This window comes from Cellulosilyticum sp. ST5 (genome assembly GCF_046529625.1).
Classification (GTDB): Bacteria; Bacillota; Clostridia; order Lachnospirales; family Cellulosilyticaceae; genus Cellulosilyticum; species Cellulosilyticum lentocellum.
This window is the reverse complement of record NZ_CP132338.1, coordinates 2,001,091-2,020,443: the sequence shown is the minus strand read 5'-3', so window position 1 is coordinate 2,020,443 and position 19,353 is coordinate 2,001,091. Positions and strand designations below refer to the sequence as shown.

General features: G+C 34.6%; 16 protein-coding genes. 14 read left to right on the top strand and 2 right to left on the bottom strand.

What is annotated here, in order from left to right:
* Positions 1–79 precede the first annotated feature (79 nt).
* The 7 genes from QTL86_RS09830 to QTL86_RS09800 all read left to right on the top strand — a co-directional run bounded on the left by QTL86_RS09830 (position 80) and on the right by QTL86_RS09800 (position 7,555).
* Entirely contained in the window at positions 80–280 is a 201-nt protein-coding gene (locus QTL86_RS09830) for a hypothetical protein (protein WP_013656588.1), read from the top strand.
* A gap of 148 nt (positions 281–428) precedes the next feature.
* Positions 429–1,097: a hydrolase gene (locus QTL86_RS09825; protein ID WP_013656589.1), complete on the top strand. Its 669-nt coding sequence runs from the start codon at positions 429–431 to the stop codon at positions 1,095–1,097.
* A 228-nt stretch (positions 1,098–1,325) separates the two neighbouring features.
* The gene (locus tag QTL86_RS09820; RefSeq protein WP_410497091.1) at positions 1,326–1,991 is read left to right on the top strand and encodes a response regulator transcription factor; all 666 of its coding nucleotides are present in this window, start codon (positions 1,326–1,328) and stop codon (positions 1,989–1,991) included.
* Complete coding sequence (locus QTL86_RS09815; protein ID WP_410497090.1) at positions 1,988–3,001, top strand: sensor histidine kinase; 1,014 nt, start codon at positions 1,988–1,990, stop codon at positions 2,999–3,001. Before QTL86_RS09820 ends, QTL86_RS09815 begins: the two co-directional genes overlap by 4 nt.
* 89 nt (positions 3,002–3,090) lie before the next feature.
* Positions 3,091–3,858, top strand: a complete 768-nt coding sequence (locus QTL86_RS09810; protein ID WP_127066233.1) for an ABC transporter ATP-binding protein — start codon at positions 3,091–3,093, stop codon at positions 3,856–3,858.
* Positions 3,848–5,866, top strand: coding sequence for an FtsX-like permease family protein (locus QTL86_RS09805; RefSeq protein WP_410497089.1), 2,019 nt, complete (start codon positions 3,848–3,850; stop codon positions 5,864–5,866). Before QTL86_RS09810 ends, QTL86_RS09805 begins: the two co-directional genes overlap by 11 nt.
* A 285-nt stretch (positions 5,867–6,151) precedes the next feature.
* Complete coding sequence (locus tag QTL86_RS09800) at positions 6,152–7,555, top strand: amidophosphoribosyltransferase (RefSeq protein ID WP_410497088.1); 1,404 nt, start codon at positions 6,152–6,154, stop codon at positions 7,553–7,555.
* Positions 7,556–7,617: 62 nt separating this feature from the next.
* Here QTL86_RS09800 and QTL86_RS09795 read toward each other — a convergent pair whose 3' ends face one another.
* Complete coding sequence (locus QTL86_RS09795; RefSeq protein ID WP_410497087.1) at positions 7,618–8,469, bottom strand: helix-turn-helix domain-containing protein; 852 nt, start codon at positions 8,467–8,469, stop codon at positions 7,618–7,620.
* A 123-nt stretch (positions 8,470–8,592) separates the two neighbouring features.
* On the opposite strand from QTL86_RS09795, the gene QTL86_RS09790 reads away from it, so the two are divergent.
* On the top strand, positions 8,593–10,056 hold the full coding sequence (locus tag QTL86_RS09790; protein ID WP_410497086.1) for a UDP-N-acetylmuramoyl-L-alanyl-D-glutamate--2,6-diaminopimelate ligase: 1,464 nt from the start codon (positions 8,593–8,595) through the stop codon (positions 10,054–10,056).
* A 62-nt stretch (positions 10,057–10,118) separates the two neighbouring features.
* Here the strand turns inward: QTL86_RS09790 and QTL86_RS09785 are convergent, their stop codons facing one another.
* Entirely contained in the window at positions 10,119–11,591 is a 1,473-nt protein-coding gene (locus tag QTL86_RS09785) for an SGNH/GDSL hydrolase family protein (RefSeq protein ID WP_127066238.1), read from the bottom strand.
* A gap of 230 nt (positions 11,592–11,821) precedes the next feature.
* On the opposite strand from QTL86_RS09785, the gene QTL86_RS09780 reads away from it, so the two are divergent.
* The 6 genes from QTL86_RS09780 to QTL86_RS09755 all read left to right on the top strand — a co-directional run bounded on the left by QTL86_RS09780 (position 11,822) and on the right by QTL86_RS09755 (position 19,225).
* Entirely contained in the window at positions 11,822–12,745 is a 924-nt protein-coding gene (locus tag QTL86_RS09780; RefSeq protein WP_410497085.1) for an NrtR DNA-binding winged helix domain-containing protein, read from the top strand.
* Positions 12,746–12,963: 218 nt separating this feature from the next.
* Entirely contained in the window at positions 12,964–13,440 is a 477-nt protein-coding gene (locus QTL86_RS09775; protein WP_127066240.1) for a complex I 24 kDa subunit family protein, read from the top strand.
* Position 13,441: 1 nt separating this feature from the next.
* A complete protein-coding gene (locus QTL86_RS09770) occupies positions 13,442–15,316 on the top strand; it encodes an NADH-ubiquinone oxidoreductase-F iron-sulfur binding region domain-containing protein (RefSeq protein WP_410497084.1) in 1,875 nt (624 codons plus the stop codon).
* Positions 15,317–15,318: 2 nt separating this feature from the next.
* Positions 15,319–17,007, top strand: coding sequence for a [FeFe] hydrogenase, group A (locus tag QTL86_RS09765; RefSeq protein WP_410497083.1), 1,689 nt, complete (start codon positions 15,319–15,321; stop codon positions 17,005–17,007).
* Between the two features lie 3 nt (positions 17,008–17,010).
* Complete coding sequence (locus QTL86_RS09760; RefSeq protein WP_013656602.1) at positions 17,011–17,265, top strand: (2Fe-2S) ferredoxin domain-containing protein; 255 nt, start codon at positions 17,011–17,013, stop codon at positions 17,263–17,265.
* A 205-nt stretch (positions 17,266–17,470) separates the two neighbouring features.
* On the top strand, positions 17,471–19,225 hold the full coding sequence (locus QTL86_RS09755) for a peptidoglycan DD-metalloendopeptidase family protein (protein WP_410497082.1): 1,755 nt from the start codon (positions 17,471–17,473) through the stop codon (positions 19,223–19,225).
* Positions 19,226–19,353: the final 128 nt, after the last annotated feature.

Below are 19,353 nucleotides of genomic sequence, written 5' to 3'. Positions count from 1 at the left end.
GAATATGCAGGCTGTCTATTGTAATCTATAGATGAAAAATGTATAATAACTATAATATAAGCAAAAGGGGATGAAGCATATGAGACTTGATTTTTGCCCAACTTGTGGGAAACCACTTGTAAGAATCACTACTAAAACAGCATTTTACAAGGCAGTATGCTTAGATTGTGAAATGACATACAAGCTAAGTGGTGAATTACAAGGACTAGAAACTATTAAGTTTAAACCAAGTTCGCCTTCACAAATGACAGAGGCAGCTATGAATAAACAAAATCAGTAATATTTGGGTATTCTCAATCTCTAACGATGGTGTTAGAATTGAGGATTTTTAATTTATACAGAAATTAATCTTTTACAGTATAAGAAAGGCATAGATAGGCCTATAATGATAGTAAATGACACTATAATGACTTGATAAGGAGACCGACATGAAACAGAACTACATACCAGAAGTAACTAGTAACCTTAGAAAAAACTATGTGAAAGTACCAGAAGCCACACGGTTATGTAGTGGTATTCGTATCTTTGGAAAGCGTATTAAGTCTTTTATTTTTACAACAGATGTTGCTATTATTAAAAATAATAATGCAGATGCGGTTATGGCAGTATACCCTTTTACCCCACAGTCTACGATTACTCAAGCCATTTTAGCAGTATCAGATATTCCAGTAGTATGTGGCGTAGGTGGTGGCCTAACTCATGGTATTCGTTCCGCTAATATTGCCTTACATGCTGAATTTCAAGGTGCTATAGGTGTTGTTTTAAATGCCCCAGCACCTCATGAAACGATTACTCATGTAAAACAACACATTGATATTCCAGTTATCGTAACGGTTGTAAGTCGTGATGCAGATATAGCAGGTAAAATTGCAGCAGGTGCTGATATTATCAATGTAAGTGGTGGGAAACAAACGGCTGAGATTGTAAAAGTTATTAGAGCTCAATATCCAGAATTGCCGATTATTGCAACGGGTGGACCGACAGAGGAAACAGTAAGAGAAACAGTTGAAGCAGGCGCTAATTGTATTACCTATACGCCACCTAGTAATACAGAACTTTTTAAAGCTAAAATGAGTATTTATCGTATGGAAGAATAAGAAATATGACCAGTAGTAATGACTTCACTAAAGAAGCTGCTACTGGTATTTTTATGCCATCCTTTTACTACTAAGCTCACTAACAGTGACATGTAGTTTTTCAAAATGACTAATAGGATATGAATTTAATAGGCTCGGATGGTTACTTTCAAACAAGTATTTAGTTATAATAAAGCAAAGAGGAAATCCTAAAAATAATATGAACGTTTGATATAAAGGAGCGGAGAAATGGCTAAGATTTTAATTATTGAGGATGATGTCAAAATTAGGACAGAGTTAAGTAACCTATTAACTTGCTATGACTATGAATGTATTCTGATTGAATCTTTTGAACATGTAATAGAACAGGCCTTAAGTAGTGAAGCAGATCTTATTTTATTAGATATTAATTTACCTTATGTAGATGGTTATCATATTTGTAAAGGGATTAGAGCAGCTTCGAGTATCCCCATTATTGTTGTCACTAGTAGGGATAGTGAAATGGATGAATTAATGAGCATGAATCTAGGTGCGGATGATTTTGTGACCAAGCCTTATAATATCCAAATTTTATTAGCACGTATAGCTTCAGTTTTAAGAAGAACTCAGAGACACCAAGAACTTAAAGCCATTACTTACAAAGGGTTAACTTTAGATTTATCTCAAAGTAAAGCTAGTTTTGAAAATAAAGAAGTAGAACTGACAAAAAATGAACTTCGCATTTTACATTTGCTGATGAAGCATCAAACAACCATTGTATCTAGAGATGAAATCATGAATGAACTTTGGCAATCAGATGAATTTGTAGATGACAATACTTTGACCGTTAATATTAATCGATTAAGGCGTAAATTAGAGGATGTAGGGGCTAATGATTATATCATGACAAAACGTGGTCAGGGGTATCGTTTATGAGCTTAAAAGATTATTTAAAGGATAGAAGTTTAGATTTAATGATTAAGGCTTTTGTTTTTATATTTATAGCAGCCTTATTAAGTGTACTTGATATAGGTGGTTATGCTATTGGCTTTATTATGAGTGTTTTAATAGGTGCTGAATGGTTGGTGTTTTTACATAGTTATCTAAGAAAATATCATTTTTATAAAAAATTAGTGAAACAATATGAGGGGTTGGAGAAGAAATATCTGTTATCAGAGGTAATGGAAAGACCTACCTTTGAAGAGGGTGTTTTTTTGTATGATTTGTTTCGAGGAACTACTAAAAGTATGAATGATCAAATTGCTCTTTATAAATACTCAGCCAAGGAGTATAGAGAGTATATTGAGACTTGGGTTCATGAAGTGAAAACACCTATTGCAGCTAGTAGACTAATGTTGTCTAATCATCCTTCATCTATTTCAAAAAGCTTAGGCGAAGAAATGGACAAAATAGAAGGTTTTGTTGAGCAGGCGCTATTTTATTCAAGAAGTAGCGATGTGGAAAAAGATTATATTATAAAGAAGGTAAATCTAGAAAGTCTGGTTAAAGCAAGTATTAAAAAATATTCGAGAGTACTCATAGAACATAAAATAGCCATTGAATTAGGAGGATTAGATTATAGTGTTTATACAGATAGCAAGTGGATGGACTTTATATTAGGACAAGTCATTGGTAATGCTATTAAGTACCGAAGTAATCATCCTCAGCTTTCTTTTAAAGCAACCATCTTAGAAAATAGCATTGTTTTGCAGATACAAGACAATGGTATTGGCATTAAAGAAACAGATTTATCAAGAGTATTTGACAAAGGTTTCACAGGAGAAAATGGTAGACGCTATAGCAAGTCTACAGGTCTAGGACTTTACCTTGCAAAAAAGCTTTGTAGCAAGCTAGGACTAGAAATAGGTATTCAGAGTACAGAGCAAATAGGAACTACCGTTAGCATTGTTTTCCCTAAGAGTAAAATGCATCTATTGGTTTTGTGACATTACTGTAAGGTTATTGTAAGTAAAAGCCATGGAGCCTGACTACTTAGAGACTTAAAATAAAGGTATCAAAAAAAGAGGTGAAAACAATGGAGAATATATTAAAGGTAAGTCATATAGAGAAATACTATGGCACAAGAGGAAATATTACACAAGCTGTAAATGATATCAGTTTTGAAGTAGAATCGGGTGAATTTATAGGGATTATGGGAGCTTCAGGAAGCGGTAAAACAACACTTCTCAATTGTATTGCTACTTTAGATCAGGTCACTTCAGGTCATATTTTAATTAAAGGGAAAGATATTACTGCTTTAAATAGTAAGAAGCTAGCTAGCTTTAGAAGAGAGGAGCTAGGTTTTATTTTTCAAGACTTTAATCTGTTAGATACCTTGACTGCTTATGAAAACATTGCGCTAGCGTTAACCATTATTAAGACGCCAGCAAAAGCTATTGATGATAGGATTAAAGAAGTTGCTAAGAGGTTAGAAATAGAAGAGGTTTTAAATAAATATCCTTATGAAATGTCAGGGGGGCAAAAGCAAAGAATAGCAGCAGCAAGAGCGATTGTGACCAAACCTAGCCTTATTTTAGCAGACGAGCCGACAGGGGCTTTAGATTCAAAAGCAGCTAGGATGCTTCTTGAGAGCTTTGAAAAACTGAATAAAGAATTACAAGCGACTATTTTAATGGTTACTCATGATGCTTTTACAGCTAGCTATTGCAGTCGTATTTTATTTATTAAAGATGGAAAGATTTTTAATGAAATTCATCGCGGTAACCGTAGTAGAAAAGACTTCTTTAATCAAATCATTGAGATTGTGACGTTACTAGGGGGTGACTTAAGCAATGTTTTTTAAGTTAGCGATTAGTAATGTGAAAAAAAGCATAAAAGATTATTTAGTTTATTTTTTGACCTTAAGTTTAAGTGTTTGTATTTTTTATATTTTTAACGCCATTGACAGCCAAGAAGTTATGCTGAATATCTCCAGTTCTCAAAAAGAAATCTTAGAGCTTTTATCAGTAAGTATAGGTTATGTATCTATTTTTATTTCAGTAGTCCTAGGATTTTTAATGGTATATGCCAATAAATTTTTAATTAAAAGAAGAAAAAAGGAACTAGGTTTATATCTCACACTAGGAATGAATAGAGGGACTGTTTCTAGAATGCTGATTTTAGAGACCTTTATTATTGGTTTGTTTTCTTTGGGTACAGGATTATTAGTAGGTATTTTTGCCTCACAGGCTTTATCTGTCGTAACGGCTAAGCTTTTTGAAGCTAATTTAAAAGCTTTTGTATTCATTTTTTCTAAAGGGGCTTTTTTAAAGACGATTTGCTATTTTAGTATCATATACATTATTATTATGATTTTTAATACCATGACTATTTCTAAGTGTAAGTTGATCGAACTAATTTATTCCGGCAAAAAAAATGAACGCCTACGAGTAAAGCGTATAGGCGTTTCAGTAATTTTATTTATTTTAGCAGTTATGAGTTTAGGCGTAGCGTATTATCTTATTTTAGAAAATGGCTTAATGCGTATCAACGAGCAGTTTATTTGTTCTATTGTATTGGGGATTGTTGGAACCCTTCTTTTCTTTGTATCATTAGGAGGCTTCTTAATTCGTTTAGTGGAAACAAGTAAGTCTGTTTATTTTAAGGGACTAAATTTATTTGTCTTAAGACAGCTTAATCATAAAATTAACACTGCTTTTGTATCAATGTCAGTCATCTGTATCATGCTCTTTTTAACCATAGCAGGCTTAGCTAGTGGCTTTTCAGTAGCAAGAGCATTTAATGGGGAGTTAGAAACTTTAACGCCCTTTGATGCTACCTTTGAGGCTTATAGTGCTTATAAAGGAGAGCTAGGTTTAAAGGAGGGTATTCAAGCAAGCCTGGAAAAAACAGGTTTTCCTTTTAAGGAGCTAGTTAAGGAGTCTTCAGAGCTTATCCTTTATCGTACAGAAGTAACATGGGAAGACCTTTTAGGGGATATAGAGGAACTAGCTGCAATGGAAGCTTGGGAGTATACTAAGGAACAGCCTTTTTATGTGATGAGTGCTACAGACTATAACAAAGCCTTAGAGATGCAAGGTCTAAGTCCTATTGAGCTAAAAGAAGATGAATTTGTGATGAACTGTAACTATGGTCAAACCAAGCCTTATCTCAAACAGTTTTTAATAAATAAAGGGCAATTAACAATGAATGGCAAGCTATTAAAAGCAGCTACCAAGGAAGTACTTACTACTACTTATGAAAATCAAAATATGGCTATGAATGTAGGAACACTAATTGTACCGGATCAATTTGTAGAAGGGGGAGACATTTATATTAGGATACTGAATGTTAATTACCCAGGAAATGCACAGGAACAAGAAAAACTATTTAATACAGCCATTTATAAGCTATATCCAACCAGTGAAGGGAGACCGTATTCTTTGCTGATGACACGAATAGGTATTTATGAGAATAGTGCAGGGCTATCAGCCATGGTAACTTACTTAACGATTTATATTGGTATGGTATTTCTTTTAGCTTGTGCAGCTATTTTAGCGCTTCAACAGCTTTCAGAAGCGGCAGACAATAGTGAACGTTATGAACTGCTTAGAAAATTAGGGGCAGAAGAAGGCATGGTTAATAAAGCTTTATTTATGCAAATAAGTATTTATTTTATAATGCCTCTTGTTTTAGCGGTTATTCATTCGATTGTAGGTTTAAAAGTAGGAAGTGATGTGATTAGTATTTTTGGAGGATATGAGCTAACTAATAATTTATTTCTTGCAGCAGCTGTTATTTTAGTGGTGTATGGTGGCTACTTTATAGCAACTTATATGAGTAGCAAAAATATTATTAGAGCTAAACGTTAGTAGGGTAAATATAAAAGTATAAAAAGAAAGCTTATACAAAAATAAGCTTTTTTTTGTGCTCAAACTAGTATAGCTTATTCATAAGCTACTACTACTACACCTTATCTTTAGGATAGCCCCTCAGCTTCCTGAGTAAAGGCATAGAATAGATAGGGCGATAGTTAAAATTAAAATAAAATCACTTGCAAAATCCGAACGATGATATGTAAACTTGTTTTATTGTTCGAAAATGTGTATAATAAAATATATACAATTATAAAATAATGTTTAACAGGGAGATATCAAATGGGTGGAATTTTTGGAGTAGCATTAAAAAAAGATTGTGTCTTAGATTTATTTTTTGGAACAGATTATCATTCACACTTAGGTACTAGAAGAGGAGGGATGGCTGTTTATGGGGAAAAAGGCTTTAACCGTTCAATCCATAACATTCAAAATTCACCCTTTCGTACAAAGTTCGAAAAAGATGTAGAAGAACTATCAGGAAATATTGGCATTGGATGTATTTCAGATACTGAGCCTCAGCCTTTATTAGTACAATCGCATTTAGGGAGTTTTGCGATTACAACGGTTGGAAAGATTAATAATACGGAAGAGCTTGTGGAAAAGACCTTTCAAAATGGTAATACACACTTTTTAGAAATGAGTGGGGGCAATATTAATCCAACAGAACTTGTAGCTGCTTTAATGAATCATAAAGATACCATTGTGGAAGGGATTCAATATGTTCAAGAATGTATCAAAGGATCTATGACTTTGATTGTGATGACTAAGGAAGGTTTATACGCAGCCAGAGACCTCTATGGCAGAACACCTTTATCAATAGGAAAAAAAGAGGAAGGCTATTGTGTTGCCTTTGAGAGCTTTGCTTATATTAATTTAGGCTATAAAACCCAATACGAATTAGGGCCTGCTGAGATTGTCTATGTCACACCAGAAGGGATGGAGACCGTCAGCCCGGCGAAAGAAGAAATGAAAATTTGTACCTTCTTATGGATTTATTATGGCTATCCTACTTCTACATATGAGGGGATAAATGTTGAGAAAATGCGTTACGATTGTGGTAAAATGTTAGCTAAAAGGGATCATGTAACACCAGATATAGTAGCAGGTGTGCCAGACTCAGGAACTGCCCATGCCATTGGATATGCCAATGCTTCAGGTATTCCTTTTGCAAGGCCATTTATTAAATATACCCCAACATGGGCAAGGTCATTTATGCCAACTAGTCAAAATCAACGTAATCTCATTGCACGTATGAAACTTATTCCAGTAGATGCATTAATTAAGGATAAAAGCTTATTATTAATTGATGACTCTATTGTACGTGGTACTCAGCTGAGAGAAACAACAGAGCTACTATATGAAAGTGGCGCAAAAGAAGTACATATTCGTCCAGCTTGTCCGCCTTTATTATTTGGCTGTAAGTATTTAAATTTCTCTCGTTCTAATTCAGAGTTAGATTTAATTACAAGAAGAATCATATTAGAAAGAGAAGGAGATAAAGCTGAAGAAATGCTAGAGGATTATGCTAATCCAGATAGTCAAAGTTATAAAGAGATGATAGATACCATTTGTAGACAATTGAAGTTTACTTCTCTTAGATTTCATAGATTAGATGACATGATTGAATCTGTAGGTATCAAACCTTGCAAGCTTTGTACTTACTGCTGGAATGGAAAAGAGTAAAATCTCCTTTCATTATAAAGAAGAAAAACTAGAAGAGGGATTGCTCATTTGCAGCATCTCTTCTAGTTTTTATATTGTAGTAAATAGGCTTTGGGAGTGGTATGAAACTCCTTCTTAAAAGCCCTAGCAAATTGACTATAGTCTGTAAAGCCACAACTTATATAAACTTCAGAAGGAGGTATACCATCTTGAAGGAGATGAGAAGCCTTAATAAGACGCTTTTTTTGTATATACTGATGTAAGCTATATCCGGTTTCTGTTTTAAAAAAATGCATTAAATAGTGTTTGCTCAGATAAAAGGTAGTAGCTAATTCACTAATAGGAAGAGGTTTTTCTAAATTGATATTAATGTAGTCAATAAGTTGAGTAATACGCGGATGATAGACAATATCAGGTGAAGTTACTGAATGATTTGCTTCTAAGATGTAACGATTAAGCCAGATAAGCAGCTGGGTTAAGTGAACAGTTTCTAATAACTCATGGGCGAAGAGGTTATCTTTTTGAGAAGTTTCTAGCTGTTCTAATAAGTGGCGAAAGTGTTTTTGATTTTTAGTAGTAAGACGTAATAAATGTGATTGGTCGCAGGATGTATAAAAACACTGCATACAATCTTCTGAGACTATATGTAAATGAGGATTAAGCCATAAAACAATACGTTCATAGGGTTGTTCATGGTGAATAAGTGGTTTATGTAGAGCATTGTTAGGAACTAATAGTAAATCACCAGGGCGCAAATGATAATATTTTCCTTCTATACAATACGTGACAGAACCTTCTATAAAGAGGATGAGTTTATGGAAATCATGATAATGCATAGAGAAAGTTTGACTTTCCTGATCCCTTAAATGAAAAAATAAATAATCCTGATGCAAATAACCTTTGCGTTTATTTAAGCCGTCTTCTGTATTATTCATAATAACCTCCTTGTATAAGTTTGCTTTATTATAGCACTTTTTACATAGTAAGAAGCATTTTTTGCAGAGATAATATGAAAAAAGTAGCATACAATTAAGTAAATACTAGGGAGGTGACCTATAATGATAGGGAAAAAATTAGTGGATTTATTAGCGGGTGTGGATTATAAAGTACTACAAGGAAAGATAGAGCACGAGGTAAAGCACATAGCATGGGATACAAGAACCATGGTAGAAGGCGCTTTATTTATTTGTGTTAAGAATAGAAATGTAGATCGTCATTGTTTCGCACAAGAAGCAATTAAACAAGGGGCAACTATTTTAATGATTGAACATGAGATTGATCAAGTACCTGAAAAAATAACCATTATTCAAGTAGATGATAGCCGTAAAGCGATGTCTATTATCGCCCAAAATTATTATGAAAAACCCGGTGAAGCTTTAAAAATGATAGGTGTAACAGGAACTAATGGAAAAACTTCGATTACCCATTTTATTGCACAGGTTTTAAGTACTTTAGGTGAGAAAACAGGTGTTATTGGAACAATCCGTAATACGCTAGAGGGAGAAAAGCTAAAGACTAAAAAAATTAATCCCACAACACCGGATGCCATTGAACTACAGGCTAGCTTAAAAGAGATGTTAGATAAGGGGGCAACCTATGGTGTGATGGAAGTAACCTCTTCAGCTTTAGCTCAAAATAGAGTTTATGAGATGGCCTATCAAGTAGGGGTTTTTACGAATTTAACTCAGGCTCATTTAGAAGAACATGGTACGATGGAAGCATACGGGGCCGCTAAGTTAAAGCTTTTTAAAAATTGCCGAATAGGTGTTGTTAATCAAGATGATCTGATGGCGGAAAAAATTAAACAAGAAGGTCACTGTAAGGTAATTACCTATGGCATTGATAAAAAAGCAGATTTTAAGGCTGAGCAGATTCATCAAGGATTAACCGGTGTAGACTTTAAGCTAATCTATTTAGGAAAGCAATATTCGGTTAACTTTCCAGTACCAGGACGTTTTAGTGTGTATAATGCACTAGCAACAATTGCTACTCTTGTGAGTTTGGGATATGAATTAACTAACATTCTAGAGGCACTTCATTGGATTAATGAAGTACCTGGGCGTTTTCAAATCATTCCTAATACCAAGGGTGTTTTAGTAGTAGTAGATTATGCACATTCGCCTGATAGTTTAAAACAACTTTTACAAACGACAAAAGATTTAATTTCAGGGAAGCTTACTGTGGTCTTTGGATGTGGGGGAGATAGAGATACCAGTAAAAGAGCTGAAATGGGGACTATGGCTGGAGCCTATAGTGACTTAACCATTATCACCTCTGATAATCCAAGAAATGAAAAACCAGAGCAGATTATGGCGGACATAGAAAAAGGTATCTTGGAAGTTAAGGGAAGATATGAAATGATTAAGAATCGCAAATTGGCTATTGTGGCGGCATTAGCAGAAGCTGAAGAAGGAGATGCAGTAGTTATTGCTGGTAAGGGACATGAAACTTATCAATTGATAGGTAATCAGAAGTGGCATCTAGATGATTGCGAAATTGTGAGTAATTATTTAAATGCTTAAAATAAAAATGGGTGCTGAAGTATTCAGTACCCATTTTTATTATGAATGGCTTATCATCTTAGTTAACGATATTTTTGGATAACAGCAGCTAGTGTGTCACCCATTTGTAATTGCCCATAGCTATTATTAGGATGAATACCATTAGAAGCTTTAATCACAGGTATTGTAGCACCATCGATGGTTTCAGTAGTTTCCTTATAATCAAAGCCGTTAGTTGTATCTAAGGTAAGATGCATAGGGGCAATATAAATACCTTGTTGTTTGCTTTGTTCATTATCATAGGTTTTTAGTAGATAATAGGTGGCAATTTTCATATTGCGATCGTATTTGTTATAGAAAGCTTGATGACTATCTGTAACAATTTCTGTATTTGGTGCTGGCGTAGGGGTACAAAGAATAATCTTAATATGAGGATCATAGGCCTTAATAGAAGCGATCATTTGATTAAGCTTACGTATATACCCCTCCATATCCTCTAGAGCGTTATTATAACCAAAATCATTGGCACCTAGAAGAATACTCACATGAGTAGGAGCACCTTCGGTATAAGCAGCTGCAAAGCGTTCCATATATTTTGAAAAGCTAAATTCAAAGGTTGTAGGCTGAATGGCCATAGATTCCCAACTAGTGCCTGTCCATTCAATCCATTCGCTTCCTTTAGGACGGCTAGGATCTACCATGACGTCACCTTTTAAAGGATACTTATAATAACCATTCATATCATAAAGGTAAGGACCTTTACTTTTCCAATCTCTAGCGATTGTTTGGAAACCAGCATAAATAGGATTAGTAGAGTCGGTGTAGCAAATATTTTTCCAATCACGGGTGTTACCTTTATAGCGAGCCCCATCAATAGTTGTAGGAAACATAAATGGACTATCTAGCTCAGAGGAATTAATGGCAGTAAAATAACGATTTAAGGTCCAACCGCCACGGCCTTCTCTGGCAGAGATACCGTCTGTTTCATAAACTCTTGTTCCCAATACTTTGACATTAGGAAGTTTCTTTTCAACTTGATTTAAATAAATACCAGCTCTAGTTAAACTGTCACCAATAGCAAGCAGCCTTACAGGGGTTGTGTTCGAGGTATCTACCAATTCAACAGAAACATTTTGTTCTGCAAGAGTTGTATCATTACTTAGATAAAAGTTTAAATCAAAACGTTTATTTAAAGGATATTCATTTAATGAACCTGTTTTAAAAGACCAAGAGTCTTCTGAAGCTATCCCATAAGATGATACAACGTTTAAATTATAGTTGGAAAATTGAGATAAAAAGGCATTTTTATTAAAAATAGTATAGTTCTCTACAGTTGTATTGGTGCCTTCTAAAATAAAAAGCTCTTTAGGTAAAAGAAGTCCTTCCACATTTAAATTCGTATAATCTAAAATCGTTGTATCGGTTTTAAGGTTTTCACTTGTTAAAGTTTGATTTTCTATGGGATTAAAGGTTGCTCCTAAAGTAATCTGACCTAATAAAGTTGTAGATAATAACAAAACAGCACATTGTGTGACAAGACGTTGTCGTAATTTCATAGTTGATGCGCACCTCCAAGCTATAGTTTAGCGTGAACTAGCTAGTTTTACAATATAGTCAAGTGGAAATGTTATGAAATAGAAATAAAAGAAGCCTATTTGTTATAAAAGTAAAGTTAAAAAGTAATAAATCCATTGATTTTTAGTAAAAAATCTTCTCAATATGATATAATAAGTGATAAAATAAATTGATAGTATAAAATGATACTAAGTAGAAAAGTGGTGAGTGAATGGAACTCCTAAGAGATAAAAATGGATTAACGGAGCAAGAATTTTTACAAAGCTATGATTTAGCTAAATATGAGAAGCCTTCTGTAACTGTAGATATGTTGTTGCTTACAGTAGGAGATAAGGAAAATACTGATATTAGGAAACTGCCAGAAAAAGAACTAAGAGTACTTCTAGTAAAAAGAGGTGAGCATCCTTTTCTAGGAAATTGGGCGCTTCCTGGTGGATTTGTAGGCATGAAAGAAGGCTTAAGGGAAGCTGCTTATCGTAAAATTAAAGATGAAACGAATGTAACGGATATTTATCTAGAACAGCTTTATACCTTAGGGGAAGATCAAGAAGAAGTAGAAAGGGACCCTAGAACCAGAGTTATTTCTACTTCCTATATGGCATTGGTAGACGAATCAAAATTGAAACCAAGTGCACATCGTACAACAGATGAAGTAAGCTGGTTTAGTGTTAAGAAAAAACCTACTTTTAGTGGAAAACAGGGCTATGCCTTTGTAGAAACCTATGAGCTTACTTTAGAATCAGATGGTGGCGCCATAAAGATAGGCTATCAAATTAAAGAAGTATACGAGTCAAAGACGCCTTATCCTGTAAAAACCACTAGATATGAGAAGCTAGATGGTTATGAAGATGGTTTGGCATTTGACCACTATAAATTAATCGACAAAGGTTTAGAACGTCTTAAAAATAAAATTGAATATACACCTTTAGCATTTACACTTTTACCTGAATACTTTACTTTAAGTGAACTTCAAAAGGTATATGAAGTTATTTTGGATAAAAAACTTTTGAAAGCTAACTTTAGAAGAAAAATTGCTCCAATGGTAAAGAAAACAGAAATCATACAAAAAAGAGGACATCGTCCAGCTAATTATTATCAGTTTAATGAAGAATGGCAACATGATTTTATGGGATAATCAAGTGAAAAACAGGCAATAAGTCTATACAATGAAAAAACACTATCTTACAGTATGTTAAATATGCTGAAAGATAGTGTTTTTTATTGTGATAATTCTAAATAATTTGCAAGTCATATTGACAAGATATTAACAAAGTAGTAATCTGAATAATGATTATTGTTAATAAATTAACATAAATTTCAAGTTAGAGCACCAGTTAAAATAAGGAGGCAATTATGGGAGAAGTTATTAAGTGGCATGAACTAGATCAGATACTTGAAAGAAATGGGTTAGAGCCAAGTAGTATTATTAGTATTTTACAAGATATTCAAGAGATTTATCGCTACATACCAGAAGAGGTTTTTCCTTATTTATCAGAAAAATTAGGGATGAGTACTGCCAAAATTTATGGTGTAGCTACTTTTTATGAAAATTTTTCATTAGAACCTAAAGGAAAGTATGTTATTAAGATATGCGATGGTACAGCCTGCCATGTTAGAAAATCAATTCCTATTTTAAATGCCTTAAGAGAAACCTTAAGTTTATCAGAAGAAAAGGTAACGACAGATGATTTATTATTTACAGTAGAAACGGTTTCTTGTTTAGGTGCTTGTGGACTTGCTCCCGTTATGACCATTAATGATAAGGTTTATGGTAGTATGACACCGGAAAAAGCAAAAGCTTTATTATCTGAACTAAGGGAGGAAGACTAAGATGCTAAAAGATAGAGCAGATTTAGTGCAAATGAGGATAGCTTGCAAGGAAGCACTTGAGTTAGAAAAAATAAAAATCTTAGTTTGTTCAGGAACAGGTTGCATTGCAAGTGGCTCTTTAGAGATTTATGAAGAAATGCTAAGGTTAATGAAAGAAGAAGGACTTAATTGTAGTGTGAATTTAGAAGAAGAACCACATGACTCTTCAATTGGTATGAAAAAAAGTGGTTGTCATGGCTTTTGTGAAATGGGACCTCTACTTCGAATAGAGCCATGGGGTTACTTATACATAAAAGTAAAGGTAGAGGATTGTAAAGAGATTATAGAAGAAACGATTAAAAAAGGTCAGTGTATTGAACGTCTTATTTATAAAAAGGATGGTAAGGGCTATAAAACCCAAGCAGAAATTCCTTTTTATAAAAAACAGACAAGGCTTGTTTTAGAGCATTGTGGGCATATTGATGCTACATCTATAAAAGAATATTTAGCTGTAGGGGGCTATGAAGCCTTAGAAAAGGCTTTATTTGATAGGGATGATGAAGGCATCATTCATGAAATTACAGAATCCAATTTACGAGGTAGAGGTGGTGGTGGTTTTCCTGCTGGTAGAAAATGGACACAGGTAAGACGTCAAGTAGAACCTACGAAATATGTTGTATGTAATGGAGATGAAGGAGATCCAGGTGCTTTTATGGATAGAAGTATTATGGAAGGTGACCCTCATCGTATGTTAGAAGGTATGATGATTGCAGCTAAAGCTTGTAAGGCAAGAGAAGGATATATTTATGTGAGGGCAGAATATCCATTGGCTATTAGTCGTTTAAGAAAAGCAATTGATGAGGCCAGGGAGTATGGTTTATTAGGTGAGCATATTTTAGGAACAGACTTTAGCTTTGATATTAAGATTAATAGAGGAGCGGGGGCTTTTGTTTGTGGTGAAGGTAGCGCGTTAACCGCTTCAATTGAAGGAAAACGTGGGATGCCTCGTGTGAAGCCACCACGAACAGTTGAACAAGGTTTATTTGAGAAACCTACTGTACTTAATAACGTAGAAACCTTTGCTAATGTGCCACTGATTATTTTGAATGGGGCTGACTGGTATAAAGGAATAGGACCAGAGAAGAGTCCTGGAACTAAGGCTTTTGCTTTAACAGGTAATATTGAAAATACAGGACTTATAGAAGTGCCTATGGGAACCACCTTAAGAGAAGTCATTTTTGATATTGGTGGTGGTATGAGAGATGGTGCTAATTTTAAAGCTGTTCAAATTGGAGGGCCATCAGGAGGTTGCTTAACCAGTGATGATTTAGATTTACCACTAGATTTCGATTCTTTAAAGAAGGCTGGTGCTATGATTGGCTCAGGTGGTCTAGTAGTTATGGATGAAAATACTTGTATGGTAGAAGTGGCACGTTTCTTTATGAACTTTACTCAAAATGAATCTTGCGGCAAATGTGTACCCTGTAGAGAGGGAACTAAACGTATGCTAGAGATTCTAGAGCGTATCGTAGTAGGTGGAGGAGAAGAGGATGACTTAGACCAGCTTTTAGAATTAGCAGATACGATTTCTTCTACAGCACTTTGTGGGCTAGGAAAAACAGCTGCTTTTCCGGTGGTAAGTACGATTAAGAAGTTTAAAGGTGAATATCTAGCGCATATTGTAGATAAAAAATGTCCATCTAAAACATGTCAAAAGCTTCGTCAGATTTATATTGATGAAGTACTTTGTAAGGGCTGTTCAAAATGCGCAAGAAGCTGTCCTGTAGGGGCGATTTTAGGACAAATTAAGGAACCATTTAAAATTGATGAAAAGAAATGTATTAAATGTGGTGCCTGCATCGGGGCTTGTGCATTTAAAGCAGTGAAGGAGGATTAAAGATGAGTGGACAGTTTATGTTAATAGATGGCATGCCTGTAGAAATTAATGGAGAGAAAAATATATTAGAATTAATTAGAAAAGCAGGAATCGAGCTGCCTACCTTCTGTTATTATTCAGAGCTTTCCGTATACGGTGCCTGCCGTTTATGTATGATAGAGAATCAGTGGGGGGGAATAGAAGCATCCTGCTCTACACCACCTAAAGCAGGAATGGAGATTTACACAAATACACCTAGACTTAGAAAATATCGTAAAATGATATTAGAGCTTATTTTAGCCAATCATTGTAGAGACTGTACGACTTGTGAAAAGAATGGAGGCTGTAAACTTCAAGAACTTGCTATGCGATTTGGCATTAATCAAGTTCGTTTTAAAAATAGTAAAAAAGAAGTGCCATTAGATACTTCTTCTAGAGCCATTGTACGTGATGAAAGTAAGTGTATTTTATGTGGCGATTGTGTTAGAATGTGTGATGAGATGCAAAATATTGGTGCCATCGATTTTGCTCATAGAGGTACCAATATGCGTATTAGTACAGCCTTTCATAAGCCTATTAGTGAATCTAAATGTGTGAGCTGTGGCCAATGCGCGGCAGTATGTCCAACTGGAGCTATCGTTGTGAAAAATGATACACAGGCTATTTGGAATGTAATAAGTGATCCAGAAACTAAGGTGATTGTTCAAATAGCACCAGCTGTAAGAGTGGGCATTGACCAATCTTTAGGTGAAGAAAATGGGCATAATGTTATGGGAAAAATTATTGCTGCTTTAAGACGTATGGGCTTTGATGAAATTTTTGATACAACGACAGGAGCAGATTTGACTGTATTAGAAGAAGCCAATGAACTCTTAGAACGTATAGAAAAAAAAGATGCATTGCCACTTTTTACTTCCTGTTGTCCAGCATGGGTAAAGTATGTAGAGAACAATCATCCAGAGCTCATCAGTCAAGTTTCTTCTTGCCGTTCACCTATGGAGATGTTTGGAGCTGTTTTGAAGGAACATTATAGTCATTCTAGGCGTAAGGTTATTGTTGTAGCAGTGATGCCTTGTACAGCTAAAAAGGAAGAAGCTGCAAGAGATGAACTGAAGCGTGATGGCATTCCAGATGTGGATTATGTACTTACAACTAGAGAACTTATTCAAATGGTAAAAGAATCCGGTATTGTCTTTAATGAGTTAGAGCCGGAAGCTGTAGATATGCCTTTTGGTGTAAGTAGTGGTGCAGGTGTTATTTTCGGTGTAACAGGTGGGGTAACAGAAGCAGTTATTCGTCGTCTAGCTGATGACAAATCAACAACTAGCTTACGTAGTATTGCTTTTAACGGTGTAAGAGGCATGGCAGGTGTAAAGGAAGCAGAGATACCTTTTGGAGAGAACTATTTAAAGGTGGCCATTGTAAGTGGACTTAAAAATGCAGAAGATTTGATTATAGCTATGAAATCAGGAGAAAAGCATTATGACTTTGTAGAAGTAATGGCTTGCCCAACGGGTTGTGTGGGAGGAGCTGGTCAGCCATTTGCCAGAAATGAAGAAAAAGCTATACGTGGGAAAGGACTTTATGAAGCCGATCGTTTAAGTAGTATTAAGCGTTCTGAGGAAAATCCTCTTATTATATCTCTTTATTCGGGCGTTTTGAAGGGAAAGGTACATCAGTTATTACATGTGGATTACATAGGAAAGGAGTAAGTTATGGAACTAAAAATTTGTATAGGAAGTGCTTGCCATATTAAAGGGTCCTATAATGTGATCAGCGCTTTTCAACAACTTATAGAGGAATATCAAGTTTTTGAACAAGTGGAATTAAAAGCAGTATTTTGTTTAGGTCACTGCACTGAGGCTGTATCAGTACAGATTGATCAGGGGGATATTTATAGTGTGTCAGGAGCTACGGCTAGAACGTTTTTTAAGGAAGAAGTGCTTACGAGATTAAATGGGGAAAAATAGATAGTAGTTAAGGTTGAGTGATAAAAAAGCATTGTCAATAATGGCAATGCTTTTTTGTATTTGAATAAATTACCAGTAATACATAATGTTAGTTAATCGTTAGTTAATATTTACGTAACATTTATAAGATAAAATGGCAGAGATAGCTTGATATAGCTAGAACTCAAATTAAAAGTAAGAGAAGGTGAGCAATATGCCGTCCTTTGTGGAACAGATTAAAAATAATAAAAAAGTAAATAAAATGATTATAGGTGGTGTAGTCATTACTTTGGTGGGTGGAAGCTTACTTTGGTATAATACTAGAAAAAATGCTTATGCACTTTCTGTAAATGGTGAGGTAGTGGCTGTCGTAAAAGAAAAAGAACAAGCTACAGCAGCTTATGAAGAACTTGTAACATCGCTTAAGAAAGATATAGGGGTAGACATAGCAGTTAATGAAACCCTTGAATTAGAGCCCATACATAGTAAGGCATCAGAAATGAATACTTATGATGAATTAGTCAAAGCTTTAAGTGAAAATATTAGCTATGGTGTAGAGGCATATGAAATACTTGTAGACGGAAACAGCTATGCGGTTATAGATAGCCAAAGTGCAGCAGAAACAATCTTAACAGAAATCGCTAAAGCTTATTTACCAGCTAAAGGACAGTTAACATTAGAAGTTGCAACTGTAGAAACTGAAACATCAGGAGAAACAGAAGTTAGTCAAGGTGAAAGAGCTGAGGAAGAAAATAGAGCAGAAGCACAAGTTACACAGTCGCCTAATACAGAATCGACTGAAGTAACAACAACTACAAATAATCAAGAAATAGAAAAGGTAGAAGTAGCAGATGCATTGCCACAAGAAGAGGTAACTAATAAAGTATCTGTAGGAAACATTCAAGTCGAAGAAAATGCAGAAGAAACGGAAGAAACTGAAAAGCAAGAAGGTCAAAAGATTCAACGTACAATGCATGGTTTGGATTTTAATGAAGAAGTAACAGTACGCAATGTTTATGTTGATCAAAGTGAGATTTTATCAGCAGAAAAAGCAAAAGAAGTATTATTAGATAAGCGTTATGAGACCATTACTTATGAATTAAAAGAAGGCGATAATATATGGGATATTGCAGTTAAGCATGGGACAACCATGGAGAGAATTTTAGAACTTAATTCTCAAATTGTAGATGAAACGAGAATGCAAATAGGGGATGTTATTCAATTAGAAGTACCTAAACCTATTTTATCTATTTCTACAGTAGAAGAAGCTACTTTTAAAGAACTTATCCCAGGTGAAATAGAATATGTTGAGTTCTCTGACTTATATAAAGATGAGACTAAAATATATCAAGAAGGAAATGATGGACTAAAAGAACTTACAGTAGAAGTAACAAAGGTGAATGGTGTGGAAGTGAGTCGTCAAACTATTTCTGAGAAAGTATTAAAAGAACCTAAAACGAAAGTCATTGCTTATGGAACAAAAGAAAGACCAGTAGTTACTAAACCAACTACCAATAGTGGAAGTAGTTCAAGTAGTTCAAGTAATAGTTCAAGTAGTTCTAATAATTCAAGTAACAGTGGAAGCAGTAGTAAACCAAGTACTTCTTCAGGGAAATTTATTCATCCATTAAAAGGTGCAGGAAGAGTTTCATCTGGTTATGGTTCAAGATGGGGAAGCTTCCACAAAGGAATAGATTATGCAGCATCAGCAGGTACACCTATTTATGCGTCAGCAGCAGGACAAGTTATTTATTCAGGCTATAATAATGGTGGCTATGGTAAACTTATTATTATAGATCATGGTAATGGCTATCAAACTTATTATGCACACTGTAGTAGCTTATATGTGAATGTGGGAGCTTATGTTTCACAAGGACAAAACATTGCAGGGGTAGGTTCTACAGGAGATTCTACAGGTAACCATCTTCATTTTGAGGTGAGAAAAAATGGAACACCTATTAATCCGACTAGTGTGTATTAGTTTAATACAAAAATTTTAAATCAATAAATTAAATCAATTAAATCAATTAAAACAATTGAAAGAATGAAATTTGATAATAAAAAAGAGTTACGATAGATAAATCGTAACTCTTTTTGTATAAATGAAAC